The sequence below is a fragment of the Amycolatopsis sp. NPDC059657 genome (assembly GCF_042734395.1).
In the GTDB taxonomy this organism is placed as follows: Bacteria; Actinomycetota; Actinomycetes; order Mycobacteriales; family Pseudonocardiaceae; genus Amycolatopsis.
Window position 1 is genome coordinate 80,312 of sequence record NZ_JBHWEB010000005.1, and the last position, 16,726, is coordinate 97,037.

A 16,726-nucleotide genomic window follows, 5' to 3' on the forward strand; every position below is an offset into this window, starting at 1 on the left:
CAGTCGAACCCATTGGGCCGCTTGACCATTTTGTTACCTGCGCCACCGTGATCGTTCGGTTACACCACTTAGCTCTTGGTCACTCGGTTGGCGGCACGGTCGGACCGAAGTCCGGTGACCGCTTGCCGACCGGTCACCGACCGCTGGGCGCCGCCGATCGCAGCCACTCCCGTTACCCGGCGACCGGGCCGTCCCGCACTGGTACTCAATTAACGTGCCCTTTTGCGTTCGGGGCGGACGAGCTTGAAGGAGGCGGACCAGTGGCGGCAACACCCGCATCTCAGAACACCGCGATCACGGGCGGTGCGAAGAGCAGCCGATCGCTGCCCAGTCGCGTGGTGCCGCCCATCGAGCTGCCCGCGCCCGTCGCGGAGCTGGCCCGCGGCGGCGCCGCCCAGCTCGGCTGGACCGGGGTCGTGCTGCCCGAGATGACGATGCTGGGCCGCAAGGTCACCGTCGTCGCCAGGCTGCGCACGGACGTGCACGCCGAGCGGATCGCGATGGGCATCGGCCCGGTGACCGACCGTGCGACCGTCGACACCTGGACCTGGCCGGAGCTCGCGAGCTCGGCGCCCGGCTCCGCCGCCGAGATCATCGGCGTGCTGGCCGTCGGCAGGCACTGGCGCACCGCGATGGCGTCGGCCGTCCCGTTCGCTCGCTACGGCGAAGCCGCGATGGTCCTGCCGTCGCCGTCGACCCTCACCGAGGACTACGTGGCGAACTGCCTGCCGCGTGCGCGCGCCTACGGCCTCGCCGTGATCACCGCGGACCCCAACGGCGTCATCGACTTCGACCTCGAAGGCCGCACCGAGCGCATGCTGCTGGCCGAAGACCCGGTTTCACGCTGGGTCAACGAGATGGTCTACGCCGAGCTCCTCGCCACCACTGAGGTGCCCGTCGACGTCGAGTGACTTAGGCTCGTGATCATGCGAGTCGTCATAGCCGGTGGACATGGTCAGATCGCGTTGCGGCTTGAGAAGCTGCTCGCCGCACGCGGAGACCAGGCGGTCGGAATCATCAGGAAGCCCGAGCAGACCGGCGATCTCGAAGCGCTCGGCGCCGAGGCCGCCGTGCTCGATCTTGAGAAGTCCGATGTGGACACCGTGGCCGGTGTCCTTTCCGGAGCGGACGCGGCGATCTTCGCCGCGGGCGCCGGTGAGGGCAGCGGCACCGACCGCAAGGACACCGTCGACCGCGCCGCAGCGGCCTTGTTCGCCGAAGCCGCCGAGCGCGCCGGGGTCCGGCGCCACATCCAGGTCGGCTCGATGGGCGCCGACCGCTGGGAAACGCTCGACGTCTCGGACGATTTCCGGCTCTACCTCAAGGCCAAGAAGGCCGCAGAGGACGACCTGCGCGCCCGCGATCTCGAGTGGACGATCCTCCGTCCCGGCGCGTTGACCAACGAACCCGGAACCGGACTTGTTTATGTCGCCGAGTCGACCGGACGCGGCTCGATCCCGCGTGACGACGTCGCCGCGTTCCTGGTCGCGTTGCTCGACAACCCGGGCACCGCACGCAGCACGATCGAACTGATCTCCGGCGACACGCCGATCGCGGACTCGCTCTAAGCGGGTCCGAGCACTCGATCGAGGTAGGCGTTCGAGAACACCCCGGCCGGGTCGACCTCCTTGCGCACGGCGAGGAAGTCGTCGAAACGCGGGTAGAGCTTTCGGAAGTCGTCGGCGCCGAGGTCGTGCATCTTGCCCCAGTGCGGGCGGCCACCGACCTTGGCGACGATCGCCTCGAAGCCGGCGAAGTACTCGCGGTACGGCATGCCGACGAACTGGTGGATCGCGATGTACGCGGAGTCGCGGCCGTACGCGGTGGACAGCCAGATGTCGTCGGCCTGCGCGACGCGGATCTCGACCGGGAACATCACCGGGTTCTCCAGCTTCGGCACGAGCGCGCGCAGCTCGGCGAGCACGTCAGGCAGAGCTTCGACCGGGACCGCGTACTCGGACTCGACGAACCGCACACTGCGCGCGGTGACGAAGACCTTGTGCGAGACGTCGCTGTACTCACGGGCGGACAATACGTTCGACGAGAACTTGCCCAGCGGGCGAACGAGTTTCGGGACCGCGCGGCCGAGGCGGCACAGCGCGCCGAACGCGACGTTCTCGGTCAGCTCGTAGTCGATGTACTCCTTCACCCGGCTGAGTGGTTTCGTCGCGGTGCCCGACGGCAGGCGGTTGTTGCGCTTGACCAGCGCCTTGTTGCCGTAGGGGAACCAGTAGAACTCGAAGTGGTCGTTCGAGGCGACGTCACGCTCGAAGTTGGCGAGCACGTCCTCGAGTGGTTCGGGCCGCTCCTGCGCGGCAAGTGCGTACGACGGCTCGCACTGCAGGGTGACGGTGGAGATGACGCCGAGCGCGCCGAGCCCGAGCCGGGCGGCGGCGAACAGCTCCGGCCGCTCGTCAGCCGAACAGGTGACGATCGAGCCGTCCGCCAGCACGAGTTCGAGTGCGGCGATCTGCGTGGTCATCCCGCCGAACTTCGCGCCGGTGCCATGGGTGCCGGTGGACAGCGCGCCCGCGATGGTCTGGTCGTCGATGTCGCCCATGTTGGTCAGGCCGAGGCCGAGCTTGTCGAGCTCGATGTTCAGGTTGTGCAGTGTGGTGCCCGATCGGACCGTGACCAGGTGTTTCGTCGTGTCGACGGCCGCGATGCCGGTCCAGCCGGTGAGGTCGATCGCGTCGGAGTCGGCGGCCGCGATGGCGGTGAACGAATGCCCGGAACCCCAGGCGCGCACGCGGCGCCCGTCGAGCGCGACGCTCGCGACGGCTTCGGCGATCTCACCGGTGTCACGCGGCTGATGCACCCGCTGCGGGGTCGCGGTCGCGGTACCTGCCCAGTTGGTCCACTGCGTCATGCGTCACCACCATAAGTGAAAGAGATTCGCGTTTCAAGGGTTTTTGTCGTACCGTGAGCAGCGTGAGCACTGCGACGAAGTACGACTTGGCGACGAAGGATCTCGACGCGCCGTTCGCCATTGTCGACCTCGAAGCGTTCGACGCCAACGCGGACGACTTGCTGCGGCGCGCCGCGGGCAAACCGATCCGTGTCGCCAGCAAATCCGTACGCAGCCGCTTCCTGCTCGAGCGCGTGCTCGCGAAGCCCGGCTTCGAAGGCCTGATGGCGTACACGCTGGCCGAGGCGTTGTGGCATGTCGAGATGGGCACCACCGACGACCTCCTCGTCGGCTACCCGACCGCCGACCACGCGGCGCTGCGCGCACTGGCCGCGTCCGAGCGTGCCCGCGCCGCCATCACCATCATGGTCGACTCGCCGCAGCACCTCGACGTGGTCGACGCGGCGCTCGGCTCCGACCACCCCGAGATCCGCGTCTGCCTTGAGCTCGACGTGTCGTGGCATCCGCTGCCCGGCGTGCACATCGGCTCGCGCCGCTCGCCGGTCTTCACCGCTCACCAAGCCGCCGACCTCGCTCGCGCCATCGTGGCGCGCAAGGGTTTCCGGCTCGTCGGCATGATGGGCTACGAAGGCCAGATCGCCGGCCTCGGCGACACCGCGGGCAGCGGCGCCAAGAACGCGATCGTCAGCTGGATCCAGCGCAAGTCCGCCGCCGAACTGAGCGCCAGGCGCGCCGCGGCCGTGCGTGCGGTGCGCGCGATCGCGGACCTCGAGTTCGTCAACGGCGGCGGCACCGGCAGCATCGAGTCGACCGGCGCGGAAAGCGTCGTCACCGAGATCGCGGCAGGCTCCGGCCTGATCGGCCCGACCCTGTTCGACGGCTACTCCCGCTTCCAGCCCCGCCCCGCGGTGCTGTTCGCGCTCCCGGTGGTCCGCCGCCCCGCCAAGAACATCGCCACCCTCTTCTCCGGCGGCTACATCGCGTCCGGCCCGACGGGCCCGTCCCGTCAGCCCGAGCCTTACCTGCCCGAAGGCCTCTCGCTGACCGGCATCGAAGGCGCGGGCGAAGTCCAAACCCCGGTCACCGGCAAGGCAGCCCGCACCCTCCGCATCGGCGACCGCGTCTGGATGCGCCACGCCAAAGCCGGCGAGCTCGCCGAGCGCTTCGACACCTACCACGTAGTCGTCGGCGACCGCGTCGAGCGCACCATCCCCACCTACCGAGGCGAGCACAAAAACTTCGGCTGAGCCCGTTTCGACTTCCCCCAGTACTTAACTAACCCCCCGCCCGTCCCTGGGGGCTCCGCCCTGCACCAGTCTATCGGCCCACCCCGACGCGACCTGGTCGAACCGGACATTTCGGCGCGGTTGTCCACAGTTGTGGACCCCTGTGGACAAAATCTGTGGATAGGGGCAAAATCGCAGGTCAGAGGCGGTTTCGAGCTGTGGTCGGTGCTGGTCCGGGCGAGTGGAGCCTTTGCTGCGCCTAACGCAGCAAAGCTTCCACTCGCGCTGCCCGAACCAAAGCGGCAGCCGGGTATCAGGACTCGCCGAATTTGCGGGCCAAGTAGCCCTTCACCAGGAATTTTGTCTCCGCGACGATGTGCTCGTCGCCCATCGGGTCGCGGCGGAAGGCGAGCTTGAGGAGTGCGTCCGCGACCTCGTTGGCGATCGTGATCGCGAACTTCAGGTCGTCGACGGGGGTGGACAGGTTGGGGGACAGCACGCCGACCAGCGAGTCGACGATGACCGTGTTGTTGTCCCGGCTTTCGTCGAGCAGCTGGGTGTCGACCACGTCGCCGAAGTGGACCTTCGAGAAACCGGGGATCTCGCGGTGCATCCGCAGGTAGATGTCGAGAATCGAGTCGACGACGTCCCACCAGTGGCCGGAGTCGATCGACTCGAGCCGCTGGGTGATCTGCTGGATGAAGCGCTCGAGGTTGCGTTGGGTCAGCGCCTGCACGACGGCGCGTTTGTCGGGGAAGAACTGGTACAGCGAACCGACGGCCACGCCCGCGCGCTTCGCGATGAGCGTCGTCGTCAGTGCTTCGTAGCCGAGTTCGTCGATCAACTGGGCGCTCGCGTCGAGCATCTGCTCGACCCGCTTCGCGCTGCGCTGCTGGACAGGCTGACGGCGAAGGGGCGTGTCCGTCCCCTTCGCGGCCTGGATGTCGGGCACGTCGGCTCCTCCTCTGCTGATCAGCGACTTTATCGTGTCGGCAGGCTTCCCCACCGTCGAGTGAAGGCCTAGTATATGAGAAGTTTTCACGTTCCCGTGATGGAAGGTGTGCCTGGAGTGGAAAATCTGAACTTTCCGTCCGATTTTCTCTGGGGAGTGTCCACTTCGGCCTTCCAGATCGAGGGCGCGACTCGCGAGGGCGGTCGCGGACCGTCCATTTGGGACACATTCACCGAGACCGAAGGCAAGATCGCACGGGGGGAGGACGCCAAGGTAGCGGCGGATCACTATCACCGCTACCCGGAGGACATCGCGCTGATGTCCGAACTCGGCGTCGGCGCCTATCGGATGTCCCTTGCCTGGCCGCGAATTCAGCCTGACGGCAAAGGCGCGCCCAACAAGGCGGGCCTCGATTTCTACGATCGACTCATCGACGCGGTGTGCGAAGCGGGCATCGCGCCGACGGTCACGCTCTACCACTGGGACACCCCGCAGGCGCTCGAAGACGCCGGCGGCTGGCTCTCCAGGGACACCGCCGACCGGTTCGCGGAGTACGCCTCGATCGTCGGTGAGCGTTTCGCCGATCGGGTGAAGATGTGGATTCCGCTCAACGAGCCGATGGTCATGTCGATTTATGGCTACGCGATCGGCGAGTACGCACCGGGTCAGTTCCTGATGCTCGACGCGATTCCGACCGCGCATCACCAGAATCTCGCGCACGGACTCGCCGTGCAGGCATTGCGCGCCGCGGGCGCGACCAACATCGGCACCGCGAACAACCATTCGCCGATCTGGCCCGCGAACGACACCGACGAAGACGACAAGGCCGCCATCTGGCTCGACGCGCTGCTCAACCGGCTCTTCGCCGATCCGATGCTGCTCGGCAGCTATCCCGAACAAATCCTCGATCACCTGCCCGCGAATTACGCCGAAGACCTTGCGGCCATTCACCAGCCGCTCGACTTCTACGGCGTCAACTACTACGAGCCGCAGGGCGTCGCCGCGCCGGGCGAGGGAAACCCGCTGCCGTTCGAACTTCGCCCGATCGACGGATTTCCCATGACCACCAACGATTCCCCGATCGTCCCGCACGGGCTGCGTGAACTGCTGGTCTCTTTCCACAACCGTTACCAGGAAAGTCTCCCGCCGATCCAGATCACCGAGAACGGCTGCAGTTTCGCCGACACGGTCGCCGAAGACGGCGCCGTGCACGACCCTGAGCGCATCGATTTCCTCAACGGCCACCTCGGCGCGGTCCGCGAGGCGATGGACGCGGGTGTCGACGTCCGCGGCTACTTCGTCTGGTCGCTGCTGGACAACTTCGAGTGGTCCAAGGGCTACGCGCCACGGTTCGGCATCGTGCACATCGACTACGAGACCCAGAAGCGCACGCCCAAGGATTCGTTCCGCTGGTACCAAAAGCTGATCAGCAATGACTGACTTACAGGTCCCCGAAGCACTGGCGGAACCGCAGACGAAGGTCCGCGGCGGCTGGATGACGTTGTTGGTGCTCGCGAACATCGCGCTGTGGCTCGGGATTTACGCCCCGATCCAGGTGCTGCTCCCAAAGCAGGCCGAACTGCTCGACGCCGCGAACAAGGTCGCCGTCTTCAGCATCGTCAGCGCGATCGGCGGTGTGGTCGCGCTCATCGCCAACCCGGCGATCGGCCTGCTGTCGGACCGCACCTGTTCACGCTTCGGCCGTCGCCATCCGTGGACGGTCATCGGCGCAGGCGTCAGCGTGCTCGGGTTCGTGGTGCTGGCCGCCGCGCCGAACGTCGTCGTGATGACGCTCGGCTGGTGCCTGGTCCAAGGCGGGTTGAACGGCATGCTCGCCGCGCTCATGTCCGCTTTACCCGATCGGGTGCCGGTGCCGCAGCGCGCGATGGTCGGCGGACTGGTCGGGATCAGCCAGATGCTCGGCACCGTGCTCGGCGCGGTCGTCGTGGTGGTGGTGCTCGACATGGCGGGCGTGCCGACCGCTTATCTCGTCTGCGCGGTCGTCGTCGTGCTCGGCGCGGCGGCGTTCGTACTGCGCACACCCGACGCGCCCTTGCCTGCCGAATTCCGCCCGCGCACCGATATCGCCGAAATCCTGCGCGGCCTGTTCACCCCGCTCCGGCACGCGGACTTCGCCTGGGCGTGGGGCTGCCACTTCATGATCAACCTCGGCAACGCGCTGGGCACGCTGTACTTGCTGTTCTTCCTCAAGGACGCCGTCCACTACGAGGACCCCGAGTCGGGGCTGCTCGTCATGATGGGCCTGTACGCCGTTGCGCTGGTGGTCGGTGCGCTGGTCACGGGACATTTCTCCGACAAGTCCGGCAAGCGGAAGCCGTACGTCTACGCCTCTTCGATCGTGATGGCGATCGCCGCGCTGGTACTGGTGTTCTGGCCGAACTGGACCGCTTCGCTGATCTCGGCACCGCTGCTCGGCGTCGGGTTCGGCATGTACATGTCGGTCGCGCTGGCGATTCTCACGCAGGTGCTGCCCGAAGCGAAGGACCGCGCGAAGGATCTGGGCATCATCAACATCGCGAACTCACTGCCCCAGGTCGTCGCGACCACGGCGACGGTTGGGATTCTGTCGCTGCTCGGCGGCTATGCGGGGCTCTTCACCGCCTCCGCCGTGGCGACGATTCTCGCGGCTGTGCTCATCACGCGAGTGAAATCAGTGAACTAGCTGGAAACCGCGGGCCCCGTGCCGGTCGGGGGAGGGGGAGTGCAACGGCACGGGACCCGCGGCGTTCGGGGCCGCATTCTTGAGGGCGGGGGTACTACTTCAAGGAACCGAGGGAGGCTCGTCACGCTCGGGGGGTACGGACGAGCCTTCCTCGGTTAAAGGTGAGATTCGGCGTCAAACCCTGATGGGGGCATTCAGGTCCGCCGCGCTCACCGGCCTGGATTTACGGTGTCGCGGCGATAACGTGCCGCGACGGCGGGATCAGCGCGTGACGTCCGGTCGTCTCCGCGGGGGTCGGGGAACTCCCTCGGTTCTGACTGGGCACACTCTTCCGCCGTCCCTGACGCCGCAGGTCGTGCTGCGGAGCCAGGCCACCGGCGACCAGGTGTTCATGGGCGACCTGCCAGACAGAGCACGGTGCCTTGCACTTGTGCCAGCGGGTCGAACAGGTGGGGCAGTCGCCGCGCTCGTCGGGCATGTGCGCCTGGAGCATGGCGCGCCAGCCTTCGGCGAGGCGAGGCAGTTCGGAGCGGGCTACCGAAACCAGGGAGTGGGCATCAGCCCGCTGTGCCAGGTCGGAGAGCATGTCGAGGCGTTCCCATACGGCATCACGGAGAACCTGCCCAAGGACTTGATCCACTTGGAACTCACCGTCACCTTTCCGCCATCTTGGCGGCTTCGTTGAGCGCGGCTCTGAGCTGACCGAGCTGGCCAGTGGTCAGCCGCGCTGTCTCTCCCGGCGGTGAAACGAGAACCACCTGGTTGTCTTCGACGAAAACCGTCACGGCGCGTTCCCGGCTGATCAGGTCGCCACACTGCACACGCCAGACCAGCTGGCCGCCTTCGTAGCGGCGCAGGCCTGCGGTGCGGGGGTCCACGACCGGAGCGGGCACAGGACGGGCCACCGTCATGGGACGCACGGTGCGCGTGGCTGTTCCAGCGTGTGCTGGCATCGCGTCCACGAACTCCACGAGGCTTCTCCGCTCTGTCGGCTGGCGCATCTTGCAATCGGCACTGCGGTTTTCGGTAGCTCTCCGTGATCGCGGGCCGTACCCGGGCGGTCACGGAGAACTGATGACTACATTGCGACCAAACCGGAGTCGATAGAAGGTCGAAACCGCGTCATAGCGGCGACTGGTCCGGGTTCCACGGTAAGCGGTCAGAGAAGTTCGCCCGGACCGATCAGTGGCCACTACCGGGGTTTAGCACGGTTGAATAGCTTTACCTACGCTGAATGACAGACGCCCGATCGGACTGTGAGGGGGCGCAATGGACGCCACTGGTTCCGGCCAAGACGGCCGGCAGGGTCAGCAGCTCATCCCCGCGGATGCCTGGGAGCACCCGGAGATGCGCGAGGCCCTGTCCAAAAGAGAGATCAGCTCGGTGTACCGGCTGCTCCGCAAGCACGGCGTTTCGCAGCGTCAGATCGCCGCGATGACCGGCCAGTCACAGTCCGAGGTGTCCGAGATCCTCAAGGGTCGCCAGGTCATGGCCTACGACGTCCTCACCAGGATCTCGGACGGCCTGGGTGTCCCTCGTGGATACATGGGTCTCGCCTATGACGAGGCCACAGCGATACGGGTCGTCGGTGCTGCCGGCGGCCAGCAGGCAGAGGAGGACGAGTCCGTGAAGCGACGGAGGTTCCTCGCGCATGCCGCACAGGTGACGATGGGTGCGGCGGTGTTCGGTCCCGAGTCGGGGACGTGGTCGGCCAATCCGGCGCGCACCCCGGCACCAGGCCGGATCGGCATGACGGACGTGCGGCAGGTCGAGGCCGCGACCAGGGCGCTACGCGCGCTGGACTACCAATACGGCGGCGGGTTCTGCAGGGACGCGGTCGTCGCGCAGCTGTCATGGGGACAGCAGATGCTCGAGTCGAACGGCACCGACATCGTCAAGGGCAGGCTGTACGTCGCACTCGCCGACCTGCACAGCCTGGCAGGCTGGACCTCGTTCGACACCGGGCTCATGGATTCCGCGCGCGGGCATTTCGCCAACGCGCTCGACCTGGCCAAACAGGGTGAGAACCACCCACTGGTGGCCAACGTGCTCTACCGCATGGGCCGGGTCTACCTGCACCAGGACGCGCCGAACGACGCGCTGAAGCTGTTCCAGCTCGGCCAGATCGCCGCTCAGGAATCCGGCTCCGAGCTGGCCGTCTCCGTGCTCTGCGCCAACGAGGCGTGGGCCTACGCGATGATGGGCAACGACGACATGGCCGTGAAGCTGCTGAACCGGTCGAAGGACGAGTTCGGCCGCGCGGACATCGACAAGGCCGAGTCCTGGGTCAAGTTCTTCAACGAGACCGACGTCTACGCGATGATCGGCACCGTCCACACGGTACTGGCGCAGGAAGTGAGCGCTTCGCACACGAAGTTCGCCATTCCCGCGCTGACCAAGGCCGTCGAGTCCTACGACGACGACATGGCACGCAGCAAGACCTTCATGCTGGGCGCGCTCGCCACGAATCACCTGCTCGACGGCGATATCGACCAGGGCGCGAAGGTCGGAGGCAAGGCGCTCGACTGCGCGGAAGGCATCAAGTCCGCGCGAGTGCGCGACCGCCTGAAGCCGCTGCAGGTCGAAGCCGAGCAGCGCCGGAACAACCCGGACGCCCGCGACCTCGCCGACCGGCTGCACGCGTTCTTCGCGGCCTGAGGCGCCAGCGGTTATCCGGGGGGACTGACACCGTCTTGGACGGTCGCTTCACCAGAGAAAAACTCGAAGAAGTCCTGATCAGCGCCTGTGAGCTGCTCGGCTTCGACGCCAAGGGCGCGCGGCTTCTCCGGTTCACCAACAATGCCGTCTACGCGCTGAACGGTGCCCGCGTAGTGATCCGGATCGTCGGCTCACGCGCCCTGCGTCACCGCGTCGGCAAGGTCGTGCGGGTCGCCGAGCATTTCGAACGCCACGACGTGCCCGCGATCCGCCTGCTGCCCGGCGTCCACCAGCCATTGTGGATCGCCGGGCACCTGCTCACGGTGTGGACGGAAGTGCCGGACACCGGGCGTGAGCCCACCGCGGCCGACCTCGCCTGCCTGCTCCGTCAGGTGCACGCGCTGCCACCTCCCGACGACATCCCCGACTGGGCGCCGCTCGACGCCGTCCGCGCCCGCGTCTCCGACGCCGAGGAACTCGGCGACCGCGACCGGCGGTTCCTGCTGCGGCGCAGCGCCGACGTCGAGGCCGAGCTGGCCGAACTGGAGTTCGTGCTGCCCAAGGGGCTCGTGCACGGCGACGCGCACACGGGAAACGTCATCTGCGGGCCGGACGGCCCGGTGCTGTGCGATTTCGACTCGGCCTGCCTCGGCCCGCGTGAATGGGACCTGACGCCGATGGCCGTCGGCCGTGAGCGGTTCGGGGACTCCGAGGCGCGCTACCGCGAGTTCGCCGACGCCTATGGCTTCGACGTGACGTCCTGGCCAGGGTTTTCAGTGCTGCGAGCGGTCCGTGAGCTCAAGCTGACGACCTCGGTGCTGCCCATCCTGCGCAGTCATCCCGATGTGCGGGACGAATTGCGGAGAAGGCTGGATGATCTGCGCGAAGGCCGCACCGATATTCGATGGAACCGGTACCGCTAAAAGGCCTAGGACATGATTGTTCTCGGGCATTCACCGAACCGTAATGACCGCTCGTCGTTTCTGGGGTGAACAGCGTATTTGAGTAGTCAATTCGGCCGAACTGATCACCCTGGACGGTCTAGTTGCAAACCCACATGCGCAAGTTGCAACTACTCTCCGCCACCTTACTGGGTGACGATCATGCTTTCGCGCCGGGGGTCACAAACCGGCGAGCCGATTCCGTAACACATCGGCTTCAGGGCGGCCCAAGCCGACCAGGATGGGTAACGCCTGGTCGTAGAGCCGCTTGGCCTCGTCGACATCACCTGCGGTCTCCGCCACCTCGCCGAGCGCCTGCAGGGTCCTGGCCTCTTCGAACTTCGAGCCGCGGGCCCGCATGACGGTCTGCGCGCGGCCGAGCTCCTCGCGTGCGACCGCGAACTCGCCGGTCAGCGCCAGTGCGCGGCCGAGCTCGATGCGTGCGCGCGCGTCGTTGTATTCGTCGCCCTGCTCGGACAGCAGCGCGCTCGCTTCTTCCAGGTGGGCGATCGCCTCGGCGGGCCGCTCGGCCTTGGTGAATGTCGCGCCGAGGTTGATCAGCGCGAGGCCGACGTCATGCGTCCGCTCCTGGGCCCGGCTCATCCGCAGGTTTTCGGTGAACGCCTCGAGCGCGTCCTCGACCCGATCCTTCGCGAGTGCGACCAGGCCGAGTCCCTCGACCGAGCGAATGGCCACGACCTGGTCGTTCGCCGCGCTCGCCGTCTCGTAGCCGGACCGGTAGTGCCTGACGGCGTCGTCGTACCGGCCGGTGCCGCGCGCCGCGGCGCCACTGCGGTTGTGCATCAGCGCTTCCGCCGAGTGGTTACCCCACCGGCTGGCGCATTTGACGCCGAGCTGACTGACCCGAAGGAAGTCCGGGTAGTGCTTGTGAAGCAGGAAGAGCGGCCACATCGCGGCGGCCAGCTGCCAGCCGAGCTCGTACATCTGCTGTTCGTAAGCCGTCTCGACGGCGGCGATGAGGTTCGCTCGTTCCAGCTCGAGCCAGGCGAGCGACTCCTCGCGCGACTCGAAGGTGACGCGGGTCTTCGGGCGGTACTCGTAGGTGTACTCGATCTGCTTCTGATCGGGCACGGTCAGGTCGGCCGTCGCGCTCGCGGCGTACAGATACCACTCGAGCATGCGGCGAATGGCGATCTCGCGGTCGCGCTCGTTCTCGTGGCCTGCCGTCTTCTCCCTGGCGTGCAGCCGCACCAGGTCGTGGAAGGTGAACCGCTCACCGTCGCCGTGCCGGTCGATCAGCAGGCCGTCGTCGACGAGCTGGTCGAGCAGGTCCTCGGTGGCCTCGGTGCTCTTGCCGATGGAAGCGGCCGCGACCCCGACCCCGAACTCCGGACCGGGGTGCAGCCCGAGCGCGGCGTACAGCGCGGCCGCGTCCGGCGGTAGTGCGTCATAGGACAGGTTGAAGCTGGCTTGCACCGAAGTCGCCTCTTTCGTCAGCACCGCGAGTCGTCGATGCTCTAGTTGTAGCTCAGATGCGACCTTCGCGAGCGGCATGCGCGGCTTGGCGGCGAGTTTGGCGCTGATTGTCGACAACGCGATCGGCAACCCACTGCAGAGCCGGACGATCAAGCGGGCATGTGCGGTCTCGGAGCTGACCCGGTTCTCACCGATGGTCCGGCTCAGCAGTTCCTCGCTGTGCGCGGAGTTGAACGGGTCGAGCTGCACGAGGTTGACCAGGTGCTCGGCCTGCAGGGTCCCCAGCGTGCGCCGGGACGTGACGATGACCAGGCTGTCCGCGCTCGCCGGGATCAGCGGCCGGACCTGCTCGGTGGTGCGCGCGTTGTCGAGGAACACGAGCAACGGCTTGTCGGCGGTGACCGTGCGGTACAGGTTCGCCAGCTCTTCGGGATGTCCGGGCAATCCGTTCGGCGGCACCCCGAGCGCGACCAGGAACCGGCCGAGCACCTCGGACGCGGCGAGCGGGCCAGTGGTGCTGTAGCCACCGAGGTCCGCGTGCAGCTGACCATGCGGGAAGCGCCCGCTGACGCTGTGCCCCCAGCTCGTCGCCAGCGCGGTCTTGCCGATCCCGCCCTGCCCGCTGATCAGCTGGATGGCAGGAGTGTCCCGCTCGCGCTCGATCAGCCGGTCGAGCAACTTGACCTCTTCGGAGCGATTGGTGAAATGCGCGGGCACCGGCGGCAGTTGCTTCGGCCCTGACGTCACCGGCCTGACCGCTCCCGCCCCGGTACGCGGCTGGGGCACTTCCACCTTGCGGTCTCCCGGAACCGGGCCACCCATCGACGAGCTCCTCCTCCACACGGGTTACCCCAGAGAACGCGCCGAGCATCCCCTGTGACGCGCTCGCTGGTAACCGGTTCCCGCTAAAAGGGGCCGTTTGGAGTAGCGACCGTCAGGTTCATCCGCCGGAGGTACTTCAGCGCGCTGATCGCCGACGTGCCGACGGCGAGCACCATGTAAGCGACGAGCCACCAGGTGAACTCGGGTGGCTGCCGGTTGCTGGTGAGCAGGTCGAGTACCAGCGGGACAGCGAAGTAGGCGGGCATGGCCAAGTAGCCGTCTTCGATGCGCAGGGCAGTGTCGACCGCCTCTGAGGTCTTGTCTTCGGCGATGACCGGTGCACGCCAGGTCCCGACGAGGATCACCGCGGTGCACACCTCCGACCAGCCCAGCGCGCCCAGCCAACTCCACGCATAGGTCTGCGCGGGGGTGGTGAAGTGCATGGCCGCCGCGAGCGCCGCGCCACCGGCGAAGGTGATCAGCAGTGAGGCCAGATACCAGCCGCCCAGTGCCTGCTCCCGTGACCGGATCGCCAGCCAGAAACCGACCACCATCGCGCTGACAATGAAGTAGAGGACCTTGCTCTCGGTCATCTCGACGCCACGCACACCGGGCAGGTACTGCAGACACTGGTAGGCGATCGACAGCAGGATGCCGATGAGCCCCGCGCCCGCCGACCAGCCGGCCATGGCGATCCTGCCGCCTCGGAAGTTGCGGGCGCCGAGGCGGACAGAGAGCAACCTGGCCGGGTCGCACACGCTGGCCGCCGCGAGAAGGTTGTCTCGCGGAATCAACTGATCGAGACCGGGGCCCTGGTCAGCACCACGGCGAACCCGAACGCCAGTCCCATGATCGTCAGTTCGAGCGTCGCCCAAGCCGCGAGCGCGGTCCGGTTGTGCCGGATGATCTGCGGCATCAGCCGCCAGCGGGCATGCGCGCCGAGCAGCGCGATCGCGCCGGTGCACAGGACCTTCAGTATCACCAGCCGCCCGTACGGCGTGTTGAGCAGGCCGTCCCAGAAACTCAGCGTCGGGTTCAGGTAGATCTCGATCAGGCCGTTGAACAACCCGGTGGCCGTCGAAAGGATCAAGCACAGCGTCGCGAGTTTCGAGAACTTCGGCAGTGCGTGGGCGAGCAGTGTGCGGTTGCTCGCCAGCAGCACGGTCATCGCGCCGAGGCCGCCGGTCCAGGCGACGGCGCTCATCACGTGCAGTTCCATCGAGATCATCGTGTAGTCGTGATAGTTCCAGTTCGCCGCGTGCCCGGTGACCGGCAACGGCAACAGCGCGAACAAACCCAGCCCGACCCGCACTTCGGCAGGCACTTTTTCGCCGTGGCGCAACGACAAAATGCCCAGACCCGCGTGCAGCAATGCGAGCACGGCGACGATCAGCAAAGCCTTGCCCGCGCCGAATTGCGCGATGTACGCACCGACGTCGTTCATGCCGATTTTGGCGGCGCCCGGCCGGAATTCCGCCGTCTGCAACACCAACGCGACGAGCGCGGCCGCCGCCCAGACCAATGCGGCGGCGACGGCGCCGGGGCGGGCGTGGCGCATCACGGGTTCGCTCAGCTTCGGCCGGTCGTAGCCGACCAGCACCGACAGCAGTGACAACCCGATGGTCGTGACGGCCGCGATGTCGAGCAGCACCCGCACGATCGGGATGCCGACCGAGACCACCCCGCCTGCCTCCTGGACACCGGGGACCGGTGTCGTGGTGGTCAGCGCGACGCCGATGAGCGCGCCGATCAGGCCGGCCGTGACCACGCACAACAGCGTGGAATAGCGGATATTCGAGGTGGTCTCGGTCTTGGTCATGCCTTGGAACCCGTTCGCAGCGCGACGGTCAGCCCGACGCCGAGCAGTACCACGGCACCCGCGATCCACACCCAGATCGGCACTCCACTGTCCGATGTGGACTCAGCGGTGGCCTGTCCGGTGCCCTTGGCGGCCTCGGCGCTCGCCGGAGTGCCGGTGCCGGCCTTGGCGAGGGTGAACGTGGACTCGCCGGTCACCGCGTGCCCGTCCGCGGACAGGATCCGGTAGCCGATCTTGTACTCGCCAGCCGGGCCGAGCGGGCGCAGCGGCACGGAGACGACGCTGCCGTCGACCTTGACCTGGCCTTCGGCCCACTGGCCGCCACCAGGTCCGGTCACCGCGATCTGGTTGACGTCGGCGTTCTGCACGAACTGGTCGAACGTGAGCGTGATTTTCGCGGGCCCGGCTTCGATGGAAGCACCCTTCGCCGGGTCCGTGGAGATGAGCACATTGTGTGCCAGCGCCGGGGACGCCATGGCGAACATGGCGGCCCCGACGATGGCTAGCGCGGTGAGCGCTTTACGCATCAGTTGGTTCCCTTGCCTGCTTTACGTGCACGGATCGTCGCGCCCGCGCCGACACCGAGGCCCAGCGCGCCGACGGCCAGTCCGGCGCCGGCGAGCCAGCGGGCCGTGCTGTCACTGGCGGCCGCCGCTTCAGTGTGCTCCGAAGTGTCGGTCGCCGTCGCGCCGCCGTGGTGGTCGCCTTCGGCCTTCTTCTCGGCCAGCTTGACGGTCGGGGCCGGGTGTTCCGGCTCCTCGCCACCGGCGGGCGCCTTCTCGTTCCAGTTGACGACCTTGTTGCCCTCGTAGGTCTGGGCCGCGGGGAACTCGATCTCGTCGAGCTTCGGGAGCGCGCCGATGCTGATCTCGAACTCCGCGAACTCCGAGGTGCCCGCGGCGATCTTGTTGCCGGGCTCCGCTGTCCAGCTGACCTTGGTGACGACCTCGGTGACGTCGGCGCCTGCCGCGTTCTTCACCGGGGCAGGCAGCTTGGACTTGGTGACCTGGGCGGTCCAGCCAGGCACCTTCGTGGTGCGGACGGTGCCGATCGCGTACTCCGGCTTGATCTCGACCTCGACCTTGACGGTGCCGACGGCCGGGTCCTCGTTGGGCACGCGGAAGAAGATCGCGCCGTAACCGCCCTTGGTCGGCTGAGCGCCGTAGACGTTGGCGGTGACGTGGGCCGAGGCGATGCCGGTGCTCATGAGACCGAGTACGCCGACGGTGGCGGCCAGGAAACCGGCGCGCTTGAGAGACTGTTTATAGGACACGAATACTCCTGAACAGGGGTGTGCCAACGAACCGGGGGATTCGTTG

General features: G+C 67.2%; 16 protein-coding genes. 7 read left to right on the forward strand and 9 right to left on the reverse strand.

Features of this window, described 5'->3' with window-relative positions:
- Positions 1-260 precede the first annotated feature (260 nt).
- Both ACFV15_RS04450 and ACFV15_RS04455 read left to right on the forward strand, forming a co-directional pair.
- On the forward strand, positions 261-911 hold the full coding sequence (locus ACFV15_RS04450; protein ID WP_378348718.1) for a hypothetical protein: 651 nt from the start codon (positions 261-263) through the stop codon (positions 909-911).
- Between the two features lie 15 nt (positions 912-926).
- A complete protein-coding gene (locus ACFV15_RS04455) occupies positions 927-1,568 on the forward strand; it encodes an NAD(P)H-binding protein (protein ID WP_378348719.1) in 642 nt (213 codons plus the stop codon).
- Here ACFV15_RS04455 and ACFV15_RS04460 read toward each other — a convergent pair.
- A complete protein-coding gene (locus ACFV15_RS04460) occupies positions 1,565-2,869 on the reverse strand; it encodes a D-arabinono-1,4-lactone oxidase (protein ID WP_378348720.1) in 1,305 nt (434 codons plus the stop codon). The two genes, ACFV15_RS04455 and ACFV15_RS04460, sit on opposite strands and share 4 nt — an antisense overlap.
- A 62-nt stretch (positions 2,870-2,931) precedes the next feature.
- Between ACFV15_RS04460 and ACFV15_RS04465 the strand changes: the two genes are divergently transcribed.
- On the forward strand, positions 2,932-4,116 hold the full coding sequence (locus ACFV15_RS04465) for an amino acid deaminase/aldolase (protein WP_378348721.1): 1,185 nt from the start codon (positions 2,932-2,934) through the stop codon (positions 4,114-4,116).
- 292 nt (positions 4,117-4,408) lie between these two features.
- On the opposite strand, the gene ACFV15_RS04470 is transcribed toward ACFV15_RS04465, so the two are convergent.
- Positions 4,409-5,047 (reverse strand): TetR/AcrR family transcriptional regulator, encoded by a 639-nt coding sequence (locus tag ACFV15_RS04470; RefSeq protein WP_378348722.1) that lies wholly within the window; start codon positions 5,045-5,047, stop codon positions 4,409-4,411.
- Positions 5,048-5,164: 117 nt separating this feature from the next.
- Between ACFV15_RS04470 and ACFV15_RS04475 the strand changes: the two genes are divergently transcribed.
- Positions 5,165-6,487 carry a GH1 family beta-glucosidase gene (locus ACFV15_RS04475; protein ID WP_378348723.1) on the forward strand — a complete coding sequence of 441 codons (1,323 nt, stop codon included), beginning with the start codon at positions 5,165-5,167 and terminating at the stop codon, positions 6,485-6,487.
- The gene (locus ACFV15_RS04480) at positions 6,480-7,730 is read left to right on the forward strand and encodes an MFS transporter (protein ID WP_378348724.1); all 1,251 of its coding nucleotides are present in this window, start codon (positions 6,480-6,482) and stop codon (positions 7,728-7,730) included. Before ACFV15_RS04475 ends, ACFV15_RS04480 begins: the two co-directional genes overlap by 8 nt.
- A 223-nt stretch (positions 7,731-7,953) precedes the next feature.
- On the opposite strand, the gene ACFV15_RS04485 is transcribed toward ACFV15_RS04480, so the two are convergent.
- Both ACFV15_RS04485 and ACFV15_RS04490 read right to left on the reverse strand, forming a co-directional pair.
- Positions 7,954-8,370: a hypothetical protein gene (locus tag ACFV15_RS04485; RefSeq protein ID WP_378348725.1), complete on the reverse strand. Its 417-nt coding sequence runs from the start codon at positions 8,368-8,370 to the stop codon at positions 7,954-7,956.
- Between the two features lie 13 nt (positions 8,371-8,383).
- The gene (locus ACFV15_RS04490; RefSeq protein ID WP_378348726.1) at positions 8,384-8,701 is read right to left on the reverse strand and encodes a hypothetical protein; all 318 of its coding nucleotides are present in this window, start codon (positions 8,699-8,701) and stop codon (positions 8,384-8,386) included.
- Positions 8,702-8,999: 298 nt separating this feature from the next.
- Between ACFV15_RS04490 and ACFV15_RS04495 the strand changes: the two genes are divergently transcribed.
- Both ACFV15_RS04495 and ACFV15_RS04500 read left to right on the forward strand, forming a co-directional pair.
- Positions 9,000-10,388, forward strand: coding sequence for a helix-turn-helix transcriptional regulator (locus ACFV15_RS04495; RefSeq protein WP_091288936.1), 1,389 nt, complete (start codon positions 9,000-9,002; stop codon positions 10,386-10,388).
- A 35-nt stretch (positions 10,389-10,423) separates the two neighbouring features.
- On the forward strand, positions 10,424-11,311 hold the full coding sequence (locus ACFV15_RS04500) for a phosphotransferase family protein (RefSeq protein ID WP_378348727.1): 888 nt from the start codon (positions 10,424-10,426) through the stop codon (positions 11,309-11,311).
- Between the two features lie 198 nt (positions 11,312-11,509).
- On the opposite strand, the gene ACFV15_RS04505 is transcribed toward ACFV15_RS04500, so the two are convergent.
- The 5 genes from ACFV15_RS04505 to ACFV15_RS04525 all read right to left on the reverse strand — a co-directional run bounded on the left by ACFV15_RS04505 (position 11,510) and on the right by ACFV15_RS04525 (position 16,614).
- Positions 11,510-13,588, reverse strand: coding sequence for an ATP-binding protein (locus ACFV15_RS04505; RefSeq protein ID WP_378348728.1), 2,079 nt, complete (start codon positions 13,586-13,588; stop codon positions 11,510-11,512).
- Between the two features lie 83 nt (positions 13,589-13,671).
- Positions 13,672-14,382 (reverse strand): hypothetical protein, encoded by a 711-nt coding sequence (locus tag ACFV15_RS04510; protein WP_378348729.1) that lies wholly within the window; start codon positions 14,380-14,382, stop codon positions 13,672-13,674.
- Complete coding sequence (locus ACFV15_RS04515) at positions 14,379-15,407, reverse strand: copper resistance D family protein (RefSeq protein WP_378348730.1); 1,029 nt, start codon at positions 15,405-15,407, stop codon at positions 14,379-14,381. Before ACFV15_RS04515 ends, ACFV15_RS04510 begins: the two co-directional genes overlap by 4 nt.
- Positions 15,404-15,934 (reverse strand): copper resistance protein CopC, encoded by a 531-nt coding sequence (locus ACFV15_RS04520; protein ID WP_378348731.1) that lies wholly within the window; start codon positions 15,932-15,934, stop codon positions 15,404-15,406. The genes ACFV15_RS04515 and ACFV15_RS04520 overlap by 4 nt, the downstream gene beginning before the upstream one ends.
- Positions 15,934-16,614, reverse strand: coding sequence for a YcnI family protein (locus ACFV15_RS04525; RefSeq protein WP_378348808.1), 681 nt, complete (start codon positions 16,612-16,614; stop codon positions 15,934-15,936). The genes ACFV15_RS04520 and ACFV15_RS04525 overlap by 1 nt, the downstream gene beginning before the upstream one ends.
- Positions 16,615-16,726 lie beyond the last annotated feature (112 nt).